Consider the following 16,360-nt stretch of genomic DNA (forward strand, 5'->3'; position numbering starts at 1 on the left):
CGATGTCTGAAGCCAAAACAACCCAGTCCGTTCAATCCGGAGAAGCACGTTCCAGCGCCATCATGGCCGCAGGGACGCTCGTTTCCCGGTTCCTTGGCTTCGCCAAAACGTGGATGCTCGGTACAGCACTCGGGCTTGGTTCGACCATTAATGACACCTTCATTAATGCCAACAACCTGCCGAACCTGATCTTCCTGCTGGTGGCCGGTGGCGTGTTCAACGCCGTCCTGGTGCCGCAGATCATCAAGGCGAGTAAAGCCCCGGACCGCGGAGCTGACTACCTCAGTCGGCTGCTGACCCTTGCCGTGTTGGTGCTCTTTGCCCTGACCGCGTTGGTAACCCTTGCAGCACCACTGGTCATCGACCTCACCACGCAGGGGTATTCCGAGCAACAAAAGGCCCTGGCGGTCACCTTTGCCTTCTGGTGCCTCCCACAGATCTTCTTCTACGGGCTCTACGCCCTTCTGACCCAGGTGTTGAACGCCCACGGAGCGTTTGGCCCCGCCATGTGGGCCCCCATCCTGAACAACCTGGTGGCCATCGCCGGCCTGGGGATGTTCATTTGGATCCTCGGAGAGAACCTCAGCAACCCCCACACCCTGGACAACTGGGGTCCCACCCAGACGTTGCTGATCGCAGGGTTCTCAACCTTTGGCGTCATTGCGCAGACAGCCATCCTGTTGGTTCCCGTCTTCCGGCTGCGCCTTGGCCTCCGTCCCCGTTTCGGGTGGCGCGGGGTCGGACTGGGCCAGGCTGCCAAGCTGAGCGTCTGGACCCTGGCGACTGCCGCCGTCGGGCAGTTGGCCTTCCTCTACATCATGAGGATCGCGACGATTCCCGGCGCCGAGCGGCTCCGGCTGAACAATGCGGGGGACACGGCCGCTGCTGCTGTCCTGCCCGGTAACGCCGTCCTGGAAGTCGCCAGCCAGCTGTACCTGCTGCCCCACTCGATCATTGCTTTGTCCTTGGCAACCGTCCTCTTTAACCGCATGACGCGCGCGTCGCAGGACGGCAACAAAGCCGAGCTTCGCGATGCCCTGTCCCATGGTCTCCGGACCATGGCTGTTGCTACGGTCTTCGGTGCCTTGGCGCTGTTTGCCTTGGCCGGCCCGCTGGGCATGTTCTTCTCGGGCGGCAACTCGCAGGACGGCGTCATGCTCGCACAGACGCTCACCATCCTGGCTTTGAGCACCCCGTTCCTGAGCGCCAACTTCATGATGTCCCGCGTGTTCTACGCCAACGAGGACGCACGCACGCCCCTGTATGTGCAGCTGTGGCTGGCGGTGATCTACGTGGTGGGCGCGTTCTTCATCCAGTTCCTCCCTGTCGGCCAGATCATTTACGCCATCGCGATCCTCTACACTCTGGGCAATATCCTTTCCGTGGTCATCAGCGTGGTGTTCCTGCGTCGCTTGCTGGGCCACCTCGACGGACCACGAATCGCGAACTCTTACATCCGCATGGGCTACGCCGGTCTCGGCTCCGCACTGGCCGGCGCTGCGGCCCTTTGGCTGTTGGGGAGCTACCGCGCCGACGGCTTCGCATGGAGCAGCCGCCCGGCCGCCCTGGTGACGGTGGTCGTCGTCGGGCCCGTCATGTTGCTCGCCTACCTGGTCCTGCTGCGCGTCTTCCACGTCACCGAACTTCGCGATCTCCTACGCCCGCTCATGGGCCGCTTGGGCCGTGGGGCGCCGGAACCGGTGGTCGAAGGAACCTCAGAAACCACGACGCCGGAACGCGCCACAGTCTCGGACGACACCGGTTTAATCCCTCGCATCTCGGGCGAGTTCGACGCCGCCTCGTTCAGGGCCGGGCCGGCAGTCGGGGCTCAGCGCACCGCTCCAGCGCCCGCCGCGGACGCTCCAAAGTCCTACCTGCCCGACGAAGAAGTGCCCAGCACAGCCCTGGGTGGCAGGTTCCGCCCGCAGGTCCCGTTGCCGGGCCGGCGAACATATCAAGGCGACGCGGGTCGCAATCCATACTTCCCGAGCAGGCAAAACAAGAAGTAAGCCGGTGCCGCCAACACGGGCGGATGGAACCAATCGGCTAGGCTAGAAACGAATATAGGTAGTTGCAAAAGCGGTTAGTCCGGCTCGCCGGGCCAGCCGTGTGCAGGACCCGCAACTCCCGGACAGCCTAGGAGGAACACGTGTCCCACCCGATCGACGTCGGATCAGTACTTGGCGGCCGCTACAAGGTCACGGCCAATGTGTTGACCTCGCATGACCAAGATCAGGTGCTCGACGGCGTGGACCAGGTCCTCAACCGTCCCGTGAGCATCCTCGTCGCCGGACCCGGAAATGCCGAGCAGGTTGCGCAGAGCGCCCGCGAAGTGGCCACAGGGGAGCGCCCCGGCCACGTCCAGATTTTGGACCTCGGCATCAGCGACAACACCACGTACCTCATCACCAACCACAGCTCCGCACCGGACCTGCTGGACCTCGTTGTTGCCACAAACCCGCCGTACATCGAGCCGTTCTTCACGGAGACGCTTGGCAGCGAGATCTTTGGGCAGCCGCGCACGTACGAGCCCGAAACCTACGACGGCCTCTACGAGGATGACGAGCACGACGCCGAGTACATCCAGTACGACGAAAACGGCTACCCCATCCCGTCCGAGGCTGATACCGAGCAGACAACCGCTGGTTCCGAAGCGGGGAACGTACCTCCGCGGCCTGCCTCGAACCCCTCATCCGCCAAGAGTGGCATCGCCGGCAAGCTGGCTGCAGCTGCTGCCGGAGCCGGTGCAGCGGGTCTCGCTGCCGCTGCAGCGTTGAAGAACCAGGGTTCAAGGAATCACGACGCCGACGCTGCCGCCCCTGCTGCTTCCGGGGGAGCGTCGCCTGCGGCATCCGCCCAGCCGCCCACCCAGGCTGTTACTTCCCAACCGACTCCGCCGCAGGCCCGGCCCGCCGCTCCGACGCAACCGCCTACCCAGGCCGTGAGTTCCCAGCCAGCACCCGTCAGCGAACCGGCCAAACCCGCCGAGTCCACTGAACCCAAGGTCTCGCTCTGGTCCGAAGAAGATTACGGCTTTGCAGGAGCCGGCGCCGCTGCCGGGGGAGCTGCCGCTGCGGGCAGTACCTCAGACACTGGTTACGACCGCGCCCCCACCAGCTTCCCGGCGTCGGCCGCAGTCCAGGAAAACTACGAGGACGACGAGGTATACGAAGACGAGGCTCCCGAGAAGGAGCCCCGCTCGCTTCGCTGGCTGGTTGGTGGCCTGCTGGCTGTGGTCCTGGTGGTAGGCCTGGTCCTGGCTGTTACCAACCTTGGCAGCCTCTTCCCGAGCAGCGCGCCCGCGGCAAGCCAGAGCACGCCGGCCCCGCCGGCCACCGAAACCAAAACTGAAGAACCGGCCCCCACGCAGGCTCCGCCGCCCGCCACGCCGCCGGCGATCGACAGCATCACGCGGCTGGGAGATTTCCCCTTCGCAGCCACCTACGACAAGGACCTTGCACGAGCCTTCGATGGCAACGCTGCAAGTTACTGGTCAGACATGGAATTTGCGACCGCAGACTGGGGTGGCCTGGTCACGAACATGCCGCTGGTCATCAAGCTCAAGGAAAAGACCGAGGTCAAGTCCATTGTGCTGAACCAGCTGGGTGGATCGGGTGGCAGCATCAGCGTCTACACCAACGACCGTCCTGCCATGGACGGAGCGAAGCTCGTTGGTACCAACAGCTTTACCTCGCCTGAATTGACGCTGCCCCTGGCAGCGCCGACGCAGACTCAGTACATCATTGTGGATATCAAGACGCTCCCCAAGCTGGCCGCCCCGAAGACGCGGTTCGGTTTCGGTCTGCGCTTGGCCGAGGTTGGGGTCCAGTAGTCCGCACCAGCCATGAGAGTAGGGGCCGTTCTGACTTGTCAGGGCGGCCCCTACTGTTTTGTGCGCGGGCGTCACCACTTCGATGTGGCCCGCGTCCAGAAGGTACCCTGAATGTTGGTGGCTTTTAGGGCCGACAAACTCCAACGGAATATTTGGGGCTTAACTGGGGTTGAGTCAGGTGGCTGCCCCGAAAGCCGCAGCATCGACTAAGGAAGAGGTTCACGCCACGTGAGCATTGCAGAAAACGGCGCATCGCAGGTGCGCGACGTCATCATCGTAGGTTCAGGCCCCGCTGGCTACACAGCCGCTGTTTACACCGCCCGTGCCAACATGAATCCTCTGCTCATTGCCGGTTCTGTCACCGCTGGTGGCGAATTGATGAACACCACGGACGTTGAGAACTACCCGGGATTCCCGGAAGGCATCATGGGTCCGGACCTGATGGAGAACTTCGAAAAGCAGGCCGCCCGATTCGGCACTGAGATCCAGTTCGAGGACGTCACCGAACTGGACCTCGACGGCGACATCAAGACGGTCACCATTGGTACGGGGGAGACCTTCCAGGCGAAGGCCATCATTCTGTCCACCGGATCGGCATACCGCGAACTCGGTTTGGCTAACGAAAAGAGGCTCTCAGGCCACGGCGTTAGCTGGTGTGCAACCTGCGACGGTTTCTTCTTCAAGGACCAGGACATCGCTGTTATCGGCGGCGGCGACTCTGCAATGGAAGAAGCACTCTTCCTCACCAAGTTCGCCAAGTCCGTCACTGTCGTCCACCGCCGCGACACCCTGAAGGCATCGAAGATCATGGGCGACCGCGCCCAGGCACACGAAAAGATCAAGTTTGTCTGGAACACGGCCGTTGAAGACGTCCTCGGCGAGGACAAGGTCACGGGCCTGAAGTTGAAGAACCTGGTGGACGGCACTGAGTCCGAGCTCGCAGTCACCGGTGTCTTCGTGGCCATTGGCAACGATCCCCGCACAGACCTCGTCAAGGGCAAGGTGGAACTTACCCCCGAAGGAACCATCGCCGTTGAGGGCCGCAGCTCCAAGACGAACATCAAGGGTGTCTTCGCCGCAGGCGACGTTATCGACCCCACCTACCGCCAAGCCATCACGGCTTCGGGCTCCGGCTGTGTAGCTGCTCTTGACGTAGAGCACTACCTCGCGGACCTGAACTCCTAAGCAACCATACGAAGGGAAAAGTTATGAGCAACGCAAAAGACGTAACTGACGCAAGCTTCAGCACGGATGTCCTGGCTTCCGAGAAGCCGGTCATCGTGGACTTCTGGGCAGAGTGGTGTGGCCCCTGCCGCAAGCTCGGCCCCATCCTCGACGAGATCTCGGTCGAGTACAGCGACAAGGTTGAGGTCGTGAAACTCAACGTTGACGACAACCCTGCCATCGCAGCTGAGTACGGCATCACTTCCATCCCTGCCGTCTACCTGTTCAGCGGGGGAGAAGTGAAGAACACCGTCATCGGTGCCAAGCCGAAGCAGTTCTTCGAAAAGGAATTCTCGGACGTACTGTCCTAACCTTCCGCTCAAGGTCTAAGGCCGGCGGTTTCTGCTCCTCACGGAGCGGGAGCCGCCGGCTTTGTGTTCTTTTCTTGGAAATGAACCTTCCAAGGATGCATTGGTGGCTTATGTGCGTGTGGGGACGTCCGGTGCGCTCCTGAACGGTAATGCGGCTTCCCGCTCACTGGGGTAGGGGCAAACTCAACCCTCGCTCACATCCCAGCCCCTTCAACCCAACCCTCACTCACATCCCCGCCCCTTCAACCCGACGCTCGCTCACATCCCGGCCCCCAAGGATGCGATGCCGCCACTGGAAGGGTGATGACTGCTGTGGACCCAGAGGCAACTTCTTCTGCTTCCGCTTCTCTCCTGTTTGACGCACCCGATGTAGGCACAACCAAGGGTTAGCGTAGGTCGTGTGGGGGATTGCTGAGAGTGCTGGTGGCAGAACGGTACGAGCCTGGCAATCTCGCGATCGTCTGTCCGTTGTCCTCGGCGTCGAAGGATGTTTCACGTGAAACCGATCCATCCATCCGTGGCTCGGGGCAGAACCCGTCGGGGCCAGATCTCGCCGGCGGTGCTCCCGAGACCCTGTTTCAGGCATTCGACTCGAGTCGACTGGATACCGCCGACGTGACCCAAGAACCAGCGAAGAGGGTGACCAGCGCGCCGGCAAGCACACTAAGCTGCGTCTTGTGGTTGGTAGCTAGAAAGTAGTGCCGGGTTCCTGCACTTGGGAACCCTGCAACCGCGCTCGTTGCTTCGAAACAACAACACCCTGACAGTGGAGTCACTCTGCTATCACCAAGTGCCTCAGCGAGGCTTCGGTCAACTCTCGGCGTTTGTGTTCCTTCAGAACTGCTTAGGCGTTGCGACCCGCAGAACGAGTCACACACCGGAAGGGGAATCCGACGACCTACACGCCTCCGGTACAACGTGACTCTATTAGTCTGTTAGGTCTGTAACCGCAAGGCTCCAGGGACCGCCCACCCACGGGACACCACCTACCGCAGACATGGGCAGGGTGTGCCCTGACCTCAAGGCCGCCCATAAAACAGTGATGGCCCGTGAACCTACTCCTGGATGGTTGTTGACCCCTCGCAGCACTTACCTGCCGCGGCCCTCCCCACCCTTCACAGACCATCGCAGAGCATCAGCAGTTCCTTTCCAGGCGGACGTCCAAGAACAAAACACCGTCAAACATCCATGTTTCACGTGAAACGGACCCTTGGTGAGGCTTCAGCGGGCCTTTCGCAGAGCAGCTACGGCGATCTCCCCGTACTCCTGCGTGTATCGAAAGCTCATTTGCGCAACAGGAAAGCTCCCAAAGGCCACGCATCGTGCATGTCACCTACAGGCCGGCTCTCGAAGTTTCTGATGCGATGTCGAGCCTTGCGCGACAGTTCCAGCTCCTGGACCACCGGCGTGGCATACACGGCCCCAGTGCACTTGACTCGCAAGCCTCATCGGATTTGGGCACCGTCGGAATGCCGCCACAGGAGGCAGACCCCTGCGTCGTGTGCCCTCTTGCCCTTGACCCTCGGCTTAGGGCTCCGTGCCCATGACTGGAGAGCTGCGGTACGTACTCAGCGGCGGAAGGTCCACAACAATAGATATAGGGGAGAAAGTTGGATCAGCGGATCTGCTCCGGTCGGTACGGTCCGGAAGGATTGCAGCGGACGCATCGATCCTCCACCAACTCTTTGGCATCACCGCCAATTCGAAGCCACTAAGCACCTTCGAACATGCGCTCGGAGATCAACATCGTGTCCTTCCACGATTCGTCCTTCTTACCAAAATCAGTCACGCCAGCTCTCAGCAGGTATGCACAGCAGCCATGGGGGCCGGTCAGGTACCACACGGGACGCCCTCCCAGCCTAGACGGCAAGTCGGTCCCTCAGGCACCGGGAACAATAGTCACGATGGCTCGTTCTTGGTGATCCGTCCACCAGGCAGTCCAGTTACAGTCGACTAACGTAGGTCTTCCGGTCAGAAAGTGCCCGTTGTTTCTCTCAAGACGGCTTCCCGTCAGGGGATGAACGCGACGATAATGTGACTGTTTCACGTGAAACGGAACAGCCCAAGTGCGCATGGCACGTGCAGCCTAGGAAGAGCCGGCAGCTGCTCCGCTACCGAGCTAGGCCCCGAGCAAGGTTCCTTTGGTCGGGCCGCGTAAGACCTTCCGTCGAGCACCGCCACTCTAGAGCATCTGTCTTCACACCGTGGCCGCTTAGGAGGTCCCTCTCCGTATAGGGCCTTGCCGCAAGGTCATGCCGTGAGCCCTGCAGGACCTGCGCTGCGCCCTAACGCATACCGACAGGCAACGCCCTATCAGGTCCACAAACCGGCTAGCGGTTCACTTACCTCACTACTGACTGATTTCAGTGCTACCGGCCAGAAGCCAAATACGCTGCCCGCCACCGGGGCCTGGAGCAGGAACTCAAGGCAAATTCTGTACCCCTCAAGACATCCGATCAATAGGCTCCGATCTTGGCCCAAAGGATCCGTCCTCGAAGGTGGAGAATTGATGCACCTGGAACGTTTGCACCAATTGCGAGAACTAACATCCGGTCTCACGTGAGCCCCTTGCCGCGCACAGTGTCTCTCAAGCAGCCAGGCGCCGGGGCCTTCGAAACGGAACGTCCGTTCGCCTTATGCTCTCTCAAAGGCTATGGAGCTGCACCGGGGGCCTCGCAGGTTTGCGTCGAGGCTGAAGTTGTTCACAAGGTTATCCACAGGCTTTTCCACCGCCCATGAGATTGCCCACAGAATGCTAGGAAACGCATGCTGGACGTTGGCGGAAAGCGCCTCGTACCAGGAGAAGCAGACGACCCTCCGCTGCCGCCTTCGCGGGTCTGAGTCTCAGTCAGAATTCCGCAGATTCAATAGGAATTGGGACATTTTGAACCGCTGTAGGGAAACATCTGGTCCAGCAAAAGGGCACTTCGCGGTTCTGGCGAGTGTAAGGGTCTAATCGCACTGCGAGTTTAACGTCAACGCCCGGAGCCCAGGCTCCTGGGCTGCTAGTGCTGCACTTGAATGAGTAAGTTATCCCCATGGTTATCCACAGCGATATCCACCGGCTTTTCCACAAGCTGTATTCCCCGGTTTGACCTTCTTTGGCCGTAGACTTCGACCACTCATAGCCACTGTTTCACGTGAAACATGACGGTCGACCAGCATGGTCCGGGCACTTGCTTGCCGCACTGAGCTTCTAGGGCACGCCATCTCATCTGGCCGTGGGTTCAGGGTCCCCTGACGGTGGCAGTGCGGTTAGAAGAATGCTGACTGGAACGGAACCCAACATCGGATCAATCGGTCGGTGGGCTAGGGCAGGGGAGCGTCAGCTAGTTGCTTGAAATCTACGAGCAGTGGCCTCGCCAGACAGATCTGTCCGGCCAGAGGTACGGTGAATTTTGGTCTCATGCCTGGATAAGCAGGCACGTTCAGGGTTCCACTACGGGAGTCATTGCTACTCGACGCCCCACAGGACCGAGAAGCTGCACTTCGCAGGCCATCGTCCCCAGCATCAGATCAAACGCACACGCGGCTAACCGCGATGTATCACATTCATAGGCAGGCAGTCATGAGGTCTGCTGGAGAGGCGAACAAGATCTGTCAGGTACGGGCACCACAATAGGCTCCACGGCGCCTCAGTCCCTTTAGATCCCCACCCTCGACTCTAATCCGAAGGCCGAAGAGTCGGTTGCTCAATCGTTGAGTTGCCCGGACCTCGAACGGCGCCGGCCCCGCGTGCCCCTCATGCGGGCACATACGCAGTCCACAGTCGTTACACTGACTAGCGCCCGAACTTGGGGCCTTTTACGTCGGCGCCAGTCCTACCGAGCCGCTTTCAGCTTCGAACTTCACCGATGCGTGGGGATTCAATAGCTAACTATCTTTTTCACCTGCCGAGACCGGAAATGCCCTTGATTGATGCCTTAGTGCCACGTCGCGGAGTCGTCTACGTTGCTTCCATCTACGCAGCCCCCGGCGACTCTGGTGCCCCTTGGACGACTCTTGGACATCATGCCCAGCCTTCCCGGCCGTGCACTTCTGCCCATCTATAGTCCCTTCGGAGCGCCCCTCACATTTGGTCTCAGTGCTGTCCGCCCCCACGGGTCTCAAAAGCGGGAAGCCCCTACATGCAGTGGTGTTGGTGACCCTTACAAGAGAAGCTGGTGCGAACAGACGCAGCGGCTTGCCCCACTAAGGCTTGCGTGCCAGATTGACCCCTCCTAGGGGACATTGCCGAAGACTGCCCACCTGGCGTTGGAGCACCGTATTCGCTGCAGCCTTGACGGGCTTGGAGACTGGCCGATTCTCCTTGAAGACCTATCAGCAGCGAGGCCGACTCGGACAAACACGACCTAAACGAACACGAAATAGTCGACTAGTGCCAGCGTTTCACGTGAAACATGTCGAGCGGCCCCGGCAGAACGTATGGCCGCCAAAAGGAATGCAGCGAGGTTATAGGGGACCGATACTGGAATGGTGGGTCCATATAGGGGCTTCTGCATATCGAACGGGCCCTTTACGCAGACTCGAATTGGTAGAGGGCCGTTTCACGTGAAACATCATCGATGAGTTCCACAGGCTCAGCTCCAGGCGGAACGGTCATCTCCGTCTTTATCGCGGATGGAGGGGCGAAGCCGCCATTGCGATGGCCATCTTGCCTCGGCACCTACCTACCCTCTGGGGGACCGACCACATATGGAGACCTGCCGGCTCGATTTGAGGGCGCCATTGGTTCAATGGTTGGGCTCGTTGAAGCCCCGCTTCAACGGGCGTGTATCTTTTGTTTCACGTGAAACAACTCGGATATTTGGCACTCCCACTCACTATCCAGCGCCGGGGACATACTGGCCACGCAGGGTGCGAGTAGTTTGAGGTCAAGAGTACGAACGATCAGCGAGTAAAACGGAGACCAAAGAGAGGTGAAAATACCGAAAGGTGGCCCACCGGCGTCCCGCTGCGAAAAGCAGGGCCGCGGGGGGAAGACAGAGACTGCTGTAGTACATACCATCCCAGCCAATCAGACTGGGCACGGGCAATATCGAGCTCCCGAAGACACATCCACATGTATGGCTAGCGCAGAGGCCCAGACGCAGTGAATAGGCTCTCAAGGCCTCTGTTTCACGTGAAACACAGAACCTCCAAGGCCCTGCTGCGACCCTCAGCAGACGCAATCGGAGCCTCAAGCTGCACTCAACAAAAGTGGGGCCTGCTCAAAGAGCAGACCCCATCAGTTGGGTGGCACAGTGCTAATCCTCAGATCCAGGTCCCAGAACATCCATAATTCGGTTCAAATCTTCAACACTCGCAAATTCGATACTGACTCGACCCTTGCGGGCACCCAAAGTAATCTTCACGTTCGTGTCCAAACGATCCGAGAGCGACGAAGCCAGGTAATCCAAGCGTTCGTGGCGAGCATTTGGCTTGGGAATGGAATTCTTCGCTGGCGCGGCGGGGTCCTGATACAGCGCCACGGCTTCTTCCGTAGCACGTACCGACATTCCCTCCGCGACGATCTTCTGCGCCAGGCGCTCCATTGCTGCTGCATCAGGAAGGGACAGCAAGGCGCGTGCGTGGCCGGCAGAAAGAACACTGGCAGCAACACGACGCTGTACCAGCGGGGGCAGCTTCAGCAGACGAAGAGTGTTGGAGACCTGCGGACGGGACCGGCCAATGCGATCTGCCAACTGTTCGTGGGTGGTACCGAAGTCTTCAAGGAGTTGCTGGTAGGCCGCCGCTTCTTCCAACGGGTTCAGTTGGCTGCGGTGCAGGTTTTCGAGTAGCGCATCGCGGAGAAGGTCGTCATCCGTGGTGTCACGGACAATTGCAGGGATTGTCTCGAGTCCCGCGGCCTGCACAGCACGCCAACGACGCTCGCCCATAACCAATTCATACGGTTCTCCACCCTTTTCGGTTGAAGTCCGTACGACAATTGGCTGGAGGACGCCTATTTCCTTGACGGAGTGAACGAGCTCAGCCATGTCGTCCTCATCGAAGACGGATCGGGGCTGTTTGCGGTTTGGATGAATGTCGCCAACCGGAATTTCGGCGAAACGCGCACCGGGAACCTCTACCAGCTCAACGTTCGACGAGACAGCAGCTGAAGGCGCGTCCGCCGTCGAGCTTTCTTCAACCTCGACCGCATCGGAAGCAGCTGGGCGTTTCGTAGCCGGATTGCTGGGCGAAGACTTGGCTGTCGACGAAGTCGCCTTAGCAGCGGGCTTAGCAGCCGGCTTTGTCCGTGCTGTGGCGGAAGACCTGGCGCCGGACGCTTTTGGCTCATCAACGGGTACGTCGGCGTGTGAGGTGGCAGCCTCAGGTTCTGCAGCCTTCCGTGCCTCCGGAAAGAATAGGTCCACCGGACGGGAAGCTGCGGCACCATTTCCCTGGGCGGCACCAGGCGCGCTGGGAATGAGAGCCCCAAGACCCCTGCCGAGGCCCCTTCGCTTTTCGCTCATTGATTCATCCCTCCGATGGATAGCCAAGCACGGTCCGGCTCAGGCTGTTGCAGTGTTTCAAAAATTCTAGCGTTCGGCGATTTCGGCGGCGGCTTCCATGTAAGACAACGCGCCGCTCGACGAAGGATCGTAGGTCATAACTGTCTGCTGATAACTCGGAGCCTCGGAGATGCGGACCGACCGGGGTACCACGGCACTGAGTACTTGCTCGGGGAAGTGCTGTCGCACCTCAGAAGCTACCTGGGCGGCGAGGTTGGTGCGTCCGTCGTACATGGTCAACAGGATGGTGGACACGACGAGGTCGGCGTTCAGGTGCTTCTGGATCATTTCGATGTTCTTGAGCAGCTGGCTCAAGCCCTCAAGGGCGTAGTACTCGCACTGGATCGGGATGAGCACTTCACTGGCAGCACAGAATGCATTGACTGTCAGCAGGCCGAGGCTTGGAGGGCAGTCGATAAAGATGAAGTCGAGGCGACCTTCACCGTTCTTTTCCCGTTCCTTGGCGTATACATCGATGGCACGGCGGAGGCGCTGCTCGCGAGCTACCAAAGAGACCAGCTCAATCTCGGCCCCGGCCAGGTGAATTGTGGCGGGGGCGCAGATGAGGTTGGGGATGTCCGGGCACGGGGCCACGACATCCTTGAGGGGCAGGTCGTTGATCAGGACGTCATAGATGCTGTCGACGTCGGCATGGTGTTCAATGCCGAGCGCCGTGGAGGCATTGCCCTGGGGGTCGATATCGATGACCAGGACATTGAGTCCTGCCGAGGCCAAGGCCGCTGCGATGTTGACTGTGGTTGTGGTCTTGCCAACGCCACCCTTTTGATTGGATACCGTGAAGATACGGGTTCCTTCGGGCTTAGGCAGTTCGCGTCCAATAAGACGCTCGCGCCGGCGCGTTTCATTGGCCAGCTGGCGAGCAATGGGGCTGGAATCATCAATGGAATCCATGACGTTTCGCCCTCCATCTGTGACAGTTTCACGTGAAACGGCGTTCTCAACCGAATGAGGGCGCACTATGGCGGATTGAAGGGACGCAGAGGGTGTGGCCATTGCCCGCGCGGAACCCAAAGACATAAACGGCGGGATCCGCTGCGTGGAGGTTTCACTACTGCCCACTGGTCACACTCTCACTCTCATTTGGCGCTTGCTGCCGATCTCTAGCCTAACCGCTCGGCCGCCGACACGCGGGAAACAGGGCGGTAGCTACGCGCTCTTTCCCGGCTTGTTGACGATGATCCGCACCACGGTGGTGGGTTCCTCCAAAAGTTCCTGTCCACAAACCACAACGGACGTTTCCACGCCCCCGAGCTTGCGGATAACTTTCTTGGCCTTCTCAATCTCTTCGCCTGCGCTTCGGCCCTTAATGGCCACCACTTCACCACGGCCATTCAAGAGTGGAATGGTCAGCCCGGCAAGGTTGGTCAGTGCCGAGACTGCCCGTGCCGTTACAACGTCGGCATCAACCAGGCCCACTGCCAGTTCAGCCCGGGTCCGCATGATGGTGACGTTGTCCAGCCCAAGGTCATCCACGACCTCCTGGAGCCAAATGACGCGGCGTTCCAAGGGCTCAATCAAGGTAAGTTCAAGATCCGGCCGCGCGATTGCCAGGCACAAGCCCGGAAGGCCCGCGCCGGACCCTACGTCCGCAACGTGGCTGTCCATGGCGATGGCCGATTCGATGACCGCGCAGTTCAGGACGTGACGGCTCCACAAGCGAGGGATCTCGCGCGGACCGATCAATCCTCGTTCAGTACCGGACGTAGCCAGGTGTTCAACATAGCGCTTGGCAAGATCCAAGCGCTCCCCAAAGATCTTCTCTGCCGCTTCCTGTTCAGCTGCGGTGATATCAACCATGAGCTTCTAGTCAGCCGAGACGACGATGTGGCGGCCGGCGCCTTCGCCCTCGGATTCTGAAACCAGCCCGAGATCAGCGACGACGTCGTGGACAATCTTGCGTTCGTAGGCGCTCATGGGTTCCAGGGCTACCGTTCCGCCATCCGCCTTGACCTTGGCCACGGCATCCTCGGCAATCTGCTGGAGTACGCCTGCGCGCTCCTTGCGGTATCCGTTGATGTCCAGCACCAGGCGGGACCGGTTCTCGGTAGCGGACAGCACCGAAAGGCGTGCCAGCTCCTGCAATGCTTCCAGCACCTCGCCGTCGCGGCCTACGAGGCTGTCCAGGGCTGCGGACTCCTCGTCTGCACCGATGGAGATGTAGGTGCGCCCGTTGCGTACCTCAATGTCGATGTCGCCGTCGATGTCGGCGATGTCCAGGAGCTCCTCGAGGTAGTCGGCAGCGATGTCGCCTTCCTCTTCCAAGCGGCTGGCCGTCTTGGACTGGGTTTCTTCCTTGGAGTCGTCCTGGTCTTCAGTTACGGCGCTGGTAACTTCTTCGGTGCTCTCGGCAGACATTACTTCTTCTTCCTGTTCTTACGTTGTGGCTGGACGCGCTGGGCACGGGCTTCAGCGGCTGCAACCGCCGCAGCTTCGGCCTCGGCAGCGGCATCAGCGGCTGAAGTCTTTTTTCCACCCAAAAGCGGCGGGAGGCCCTTCGCAGCACGGCGCTCCTCCAGCGCCTTTGCAGCGGGTGAACCCGGCGTAGGCATGCGGCGGATGACGAAGAACTGCTGGCCCATGGTCCAGAGGTTGGTGGTGGTCCAGTAGATAAGGACACCGATCGGGAAGTTGATGCCACCGATGCCGAACACGAGGGGCAGGATGTACAGCATCATCTTCTGTTGACGCATGAACGGGCTGGCCATGGCCTCTTCGGACATGTTCTTGGCCATGATTTGCTTCTGGGTGATGAACTGCGAGGCCGTCATGGCAACGATCATGATGATGCTCAGGACCACGACGGAGACGTTTCCCGCGCCACCGTGAAGGAGCGCGGAGGACAACGGGGCACCGAAGATGCTCGACTCATCGAACTCCACGACTTGCTGGGCACTCATGGCCCCGATACCGTTGCCGGCATTCTTCGCGTTGGAGATACCGGAAAGCACCTGGAACAGGGCGAAGAAGAACGGCATCTGGATCAGCATCGGCAAACATGCCGAGAACGGGTTGGTCCCGTGCTTCTTGTACATCGCCATCTGCTCCTGCGCCATGGCCTGGCGGGAGAGTTGGTCGGTTTTGCCTTTGTACTTCGCCTGCAGCTTCTTCAGATCCGGCTGCAGGAGCTGCATGCCGCGCTGGGCCTTGATCTGCTTGACGAACACAGGAATCAGGGCTGCACGGATCACCAGCACGAGGCCAATGATGGACAGAGTCCATGTCCAGCCATTTGCGGCGGGCAGGCCAATGAAGCTCAGTCCCTCGTGGAAGCCGACCATGATGATCGACACCAGCCACTTGAACGGGAACATGATTGTCCCAAAGAAGTCATCCATTAGTTATCCCTATTCGTTAGGCCGCCGTGCGGCCTTCTTCATCAGCCTGAGCAGCCAGGAACTGGTCCGGGTTGTTCAGTACAACAATTGTGGGCGTCCGGCCTTCAGGCCAATGACGATGTCCGGCGGGGACATGGTCCACTCCGCCGGCGTTCCACGGGTGGCATTTGGCGAGCCTCTTGGCTGCGAGCCAGCTACCCTTCACAGCGCCGTGCACCGTGACTGCTTCCAAGGCGTAAGCCGAGCAGGAGGGAAAGAAACGGCAAACCTGGCCGTACAGGGGCGAGACGACCTTGCGGTACGCCTTCAGCAAAAGGATGAGGATATTCCGCGGCAGCTCCCACATGAAGATACCCACCGCTGCGGGCAGGGTCCTGTTGGAGGGCACACTTGAGGAAGGAACGACGGCGGTGCTTATGTCATGCACGCGGTGTCCCTTCCGTAGTGGTGCCGTTGCGGTCCGGCGAAGCGTTGCGTGGATTGGAGCCACCCAGTCGCTTCGTCGTCACTGCCAATGCGGCGTTGTAGTCGGAGAGCAACTGCTCCCAGCTGGCAGATGCAGCTGCGGGCAGAGCCCGGACCACCACCGCCAGGCCAGTTCCATGCGTGTGCAAGGAAAGTGCGCCTGCTTCTCTCAGTCTCCTCTTAACGAGGTTCCTGGTCACGGCGTTCCCGACGGCTTTGGAGACAATGAAGCCGATTCGACTCGGCTCCCCGGCCCCGATAGAGGCCGTATATAACACTAAGTTCCGGCGTCCATTGCGGACGCCGGAACGTACAGTTGTTGAAAAGTCGGTAGACGTCCGCAGACGGTTAGGGGTGGCTAGCACCGTCGAATCCGCAAAAAGACCCTGACCGACAAGTCAGTTATTTACGCCGACAGTTCGACGCGGCCCTTGCCGCGACGGGCAGCCAGGATGGCGCGGCCGGCACGGGTGCGCATACGAAGGCGGAAGCCGTGCTTCTTGGCCCGACGGCGGTTATTCGGCTGAAAAGTCCGCTTGCTCACGTTAGTTACTCCAGTGGATCAAAGGTGCGCCCACCCGATCAAAAAAGGGGAAGAACTGGCCGACGCTAAGTTTTGTATGTGCCGCCGCCGTTGCCTCCCGCACGATGAACGTACGGAGTTACAACTGATCTCAA

General features: G+C 60.2%; 12 protein-coding genes. 4 read left to right on the plus strand and 8 right to left on the minus strand.

From position 1 onward, the window contains the following. The first annotated feature begins 2 nt into the window (after positions 1-2). The 4 genes from murJ (at position 3) to trxA (ending at position 5,367) form a co-directional block, all read left to right on the plus strand. Positions 3-2,009: a murein biosynthesis integral membrane protein MurJ gene (gene murJ, locus ABHM97_RS02280; protein WP_349469433.1), complete on the plus strand. Its 2,007-nt coding sequence runs from the start codon at positions 3-5 to the stop codon at positions 2,007-2,009. Positions 2,010-2,149: 140 nt separating this feature from the next. Continuing rightward, positions 2,150-3,832, plus strand: a complete 1,683-nt coding sequence (locus ABHM97_RS02285) for an ABC transporter substrate-binding protein (RefSeq protein WP_349469434.1) — start codon at positions 2,150-2,152, stop codon at positions 3,830-3,832. Positions 3,833-4,060: 228 nt separating this feature from the next. Beyond that, positions 4,061-5,017, plus strand: a complete 957-nt coding sequence (gene trxB, locus ABHM97_RS02290; RefSeq protein WP_257369967.1) for a thioredoxin-disulfide reductase — start codon at positions 4,061-4,063, stop codon at positions 5,015-5,017. 23 nt (positions 5,018-5,040) lie between these two features. After that, the gene (trxA, locus tag ABHM97_RS02295) at positions 5,041-5,367 is read left to right on the plus strand and encodes a thioredoxin (RefSeq protein WP_235518120.1); all 327 of its coding nucleotides are present in this window, start codon (positions 5,041-5,043) and stop codon (positions 5,365-5,367) included. 5,246 nt (positions 5,368-10,613) lie between these two features. Here the strand turns inward: trxA and ABHM97_RS02300 are convergent. From ABHM97_RS02300 to rpmH, 8 genes are all read right to left on the minus strand, one after another. Further along, a complete protein-coding gene (locus ABHM97_RS02300; RefSeq protein ID WP_349469435.1) occupies positions 10,614-11,822 on the minus strand; it encodes a ParB/RepB/Spo0J family partition protein in 1,209 nt (402 codons plus the stop codon). A gap of 66 nt (positions 11,823-11,888) precedes the next feature. Next, positions 11,889-12,941, minus strand: coding sequence for a ParA family protein (locus ABHM97_RS02305; RefSeq protein WP_235518116.1), 1,053 nt, complete (start codon positions 12,939-12,941; stop codon positions 11,889-11,891). 87 nt (positions 12,942-13,028) lie between these two features. Next, a complete protein-coding gene (rsmG, locus tag ABHM97_RS02310; RefSeq protein ID WP_257369970.1) occupies positions 13,029-13,679 on the minus strand; it encodes a 16S rRNA (guanine(527)-N(7))-methyltransferase RsmG in 651 nt (216 codons plus the stop codon). Positions 13,680-13,685: 6 nt separating this feature from the next. Beyond that, complete coding sequence (locus ABHM97_RS02315; protein ID WP_349469436.1) at positions 13,686-14,237, minus strand: Jag family protein; 552 nt, start codon at positions 14,235-14,237, stop codon at positions 13,686-13,688. Continuing rightward, complete coding sequence (gene yidC, locus ABHM97_RS02320) at positions 14,237-15,217, minus strand: membrane protein insertase YidC (protein ID WP_257369971.1); 981 nt, start codon at positions 15,215-15,217, stop codon at positions 14,237-14,239. Before yidC ends, ABHM97_RS02315 begins: the two co-directional genes overlap by 1 nt. A 16-nt stretch (positions 15,218-15,233) precedes the next feature. Beyond that, a complete protein-coding gene (gene yidD / locus ABHM97_RS02325; protein WP_235518110.1) occupies positions 15,234-15,707 on the minus strand; it encodes a membrane protein insertion efficiency factor YidD in 474 nt (157 codons plus the stop codon). Next, positions 15,637-16,047 carry a ribonuclease P protein component gene (rnpA, locus tag ABHM97_RS02330; protein ID WP_211710335.1) on the minus strand — a complete coding sequence of 137 codons (411 nt, stop codon included), beginning with the start codon at positions 16,045-16,047 and terminating at the stop codon, positions 15,637-15,639. The genes yidD and rnpA overlap by 71 nt, the downstream gene beginning before the upstream one ends. 41 nt (positions 16,048-16,088) lie before the next feature. Then, a complete protein-coding gene (gene rpmH, locus ABHM97_RS02335; protein ID WP_011776797.1) occupies positions 16,089-16,226 on the minus strand; it encodes a 50S ribosomal protein L34 in 138 nt (45 codons plus the stop codon). Between the last annotated feature and the right edge of the window lie 134 nt (positions 16,227-16,360).

The sequence above is a fragment of the Paenarthrobacter sp. CAP02 genome (assembly GCF_040137855.1).
Taxonomy (GTDB): Bacteria; Actinomycetota; Actinomycetes; order Actinomycetales; family Micrococcaceae; genus Arthrobacter.

Excerpts from the sequence above, each read along its gene's own strand:
- murJ (WP_349469433.1), top strand. The coding sequence starts at position 3 with ATGTCTGAAGCCAAAACAACCCAGTCCGTTCAATCCGGAGAAGCACGT.
- yidC (WP_257369971.1), bottom strand. The coding sequence starts at position 15,217 with ATGGATGACTTCTTTGGGACAATCATGTTCCCGTTCAAGTGGCTGGTG.
- ABHM97_RS02315 (WP_349469436.1), bottom strand. The coding sequence starts at position 14,237 with ATGTCTGCCGAGAGCACCGAAGAAGTTACCAGCGCCGTAACTGAAGAC.
- ABHM97_RS02300 (WP_349469435.1), bottom strand. The coding sequence starts at position 11,822 with ATGAGCGAAAAGCGAAGGGGCCTCGGCAGGGGTCTTGGGGCTCTCATT.
- rsmG (WP_257369970.1), bottom strand. The coding sequence starts at position 13,679 with ATGGTTGATATCACCGCAGCTGAACAGGAAGCGGCAGAGAAGATCTTT.
- trxA (WP_235518120.1), top strand. The coding sequence starts at position 5,041 with ATGAGCAACGCAAAAGACGTAACTGACGCAAGCTTCAGCACGGATGTC.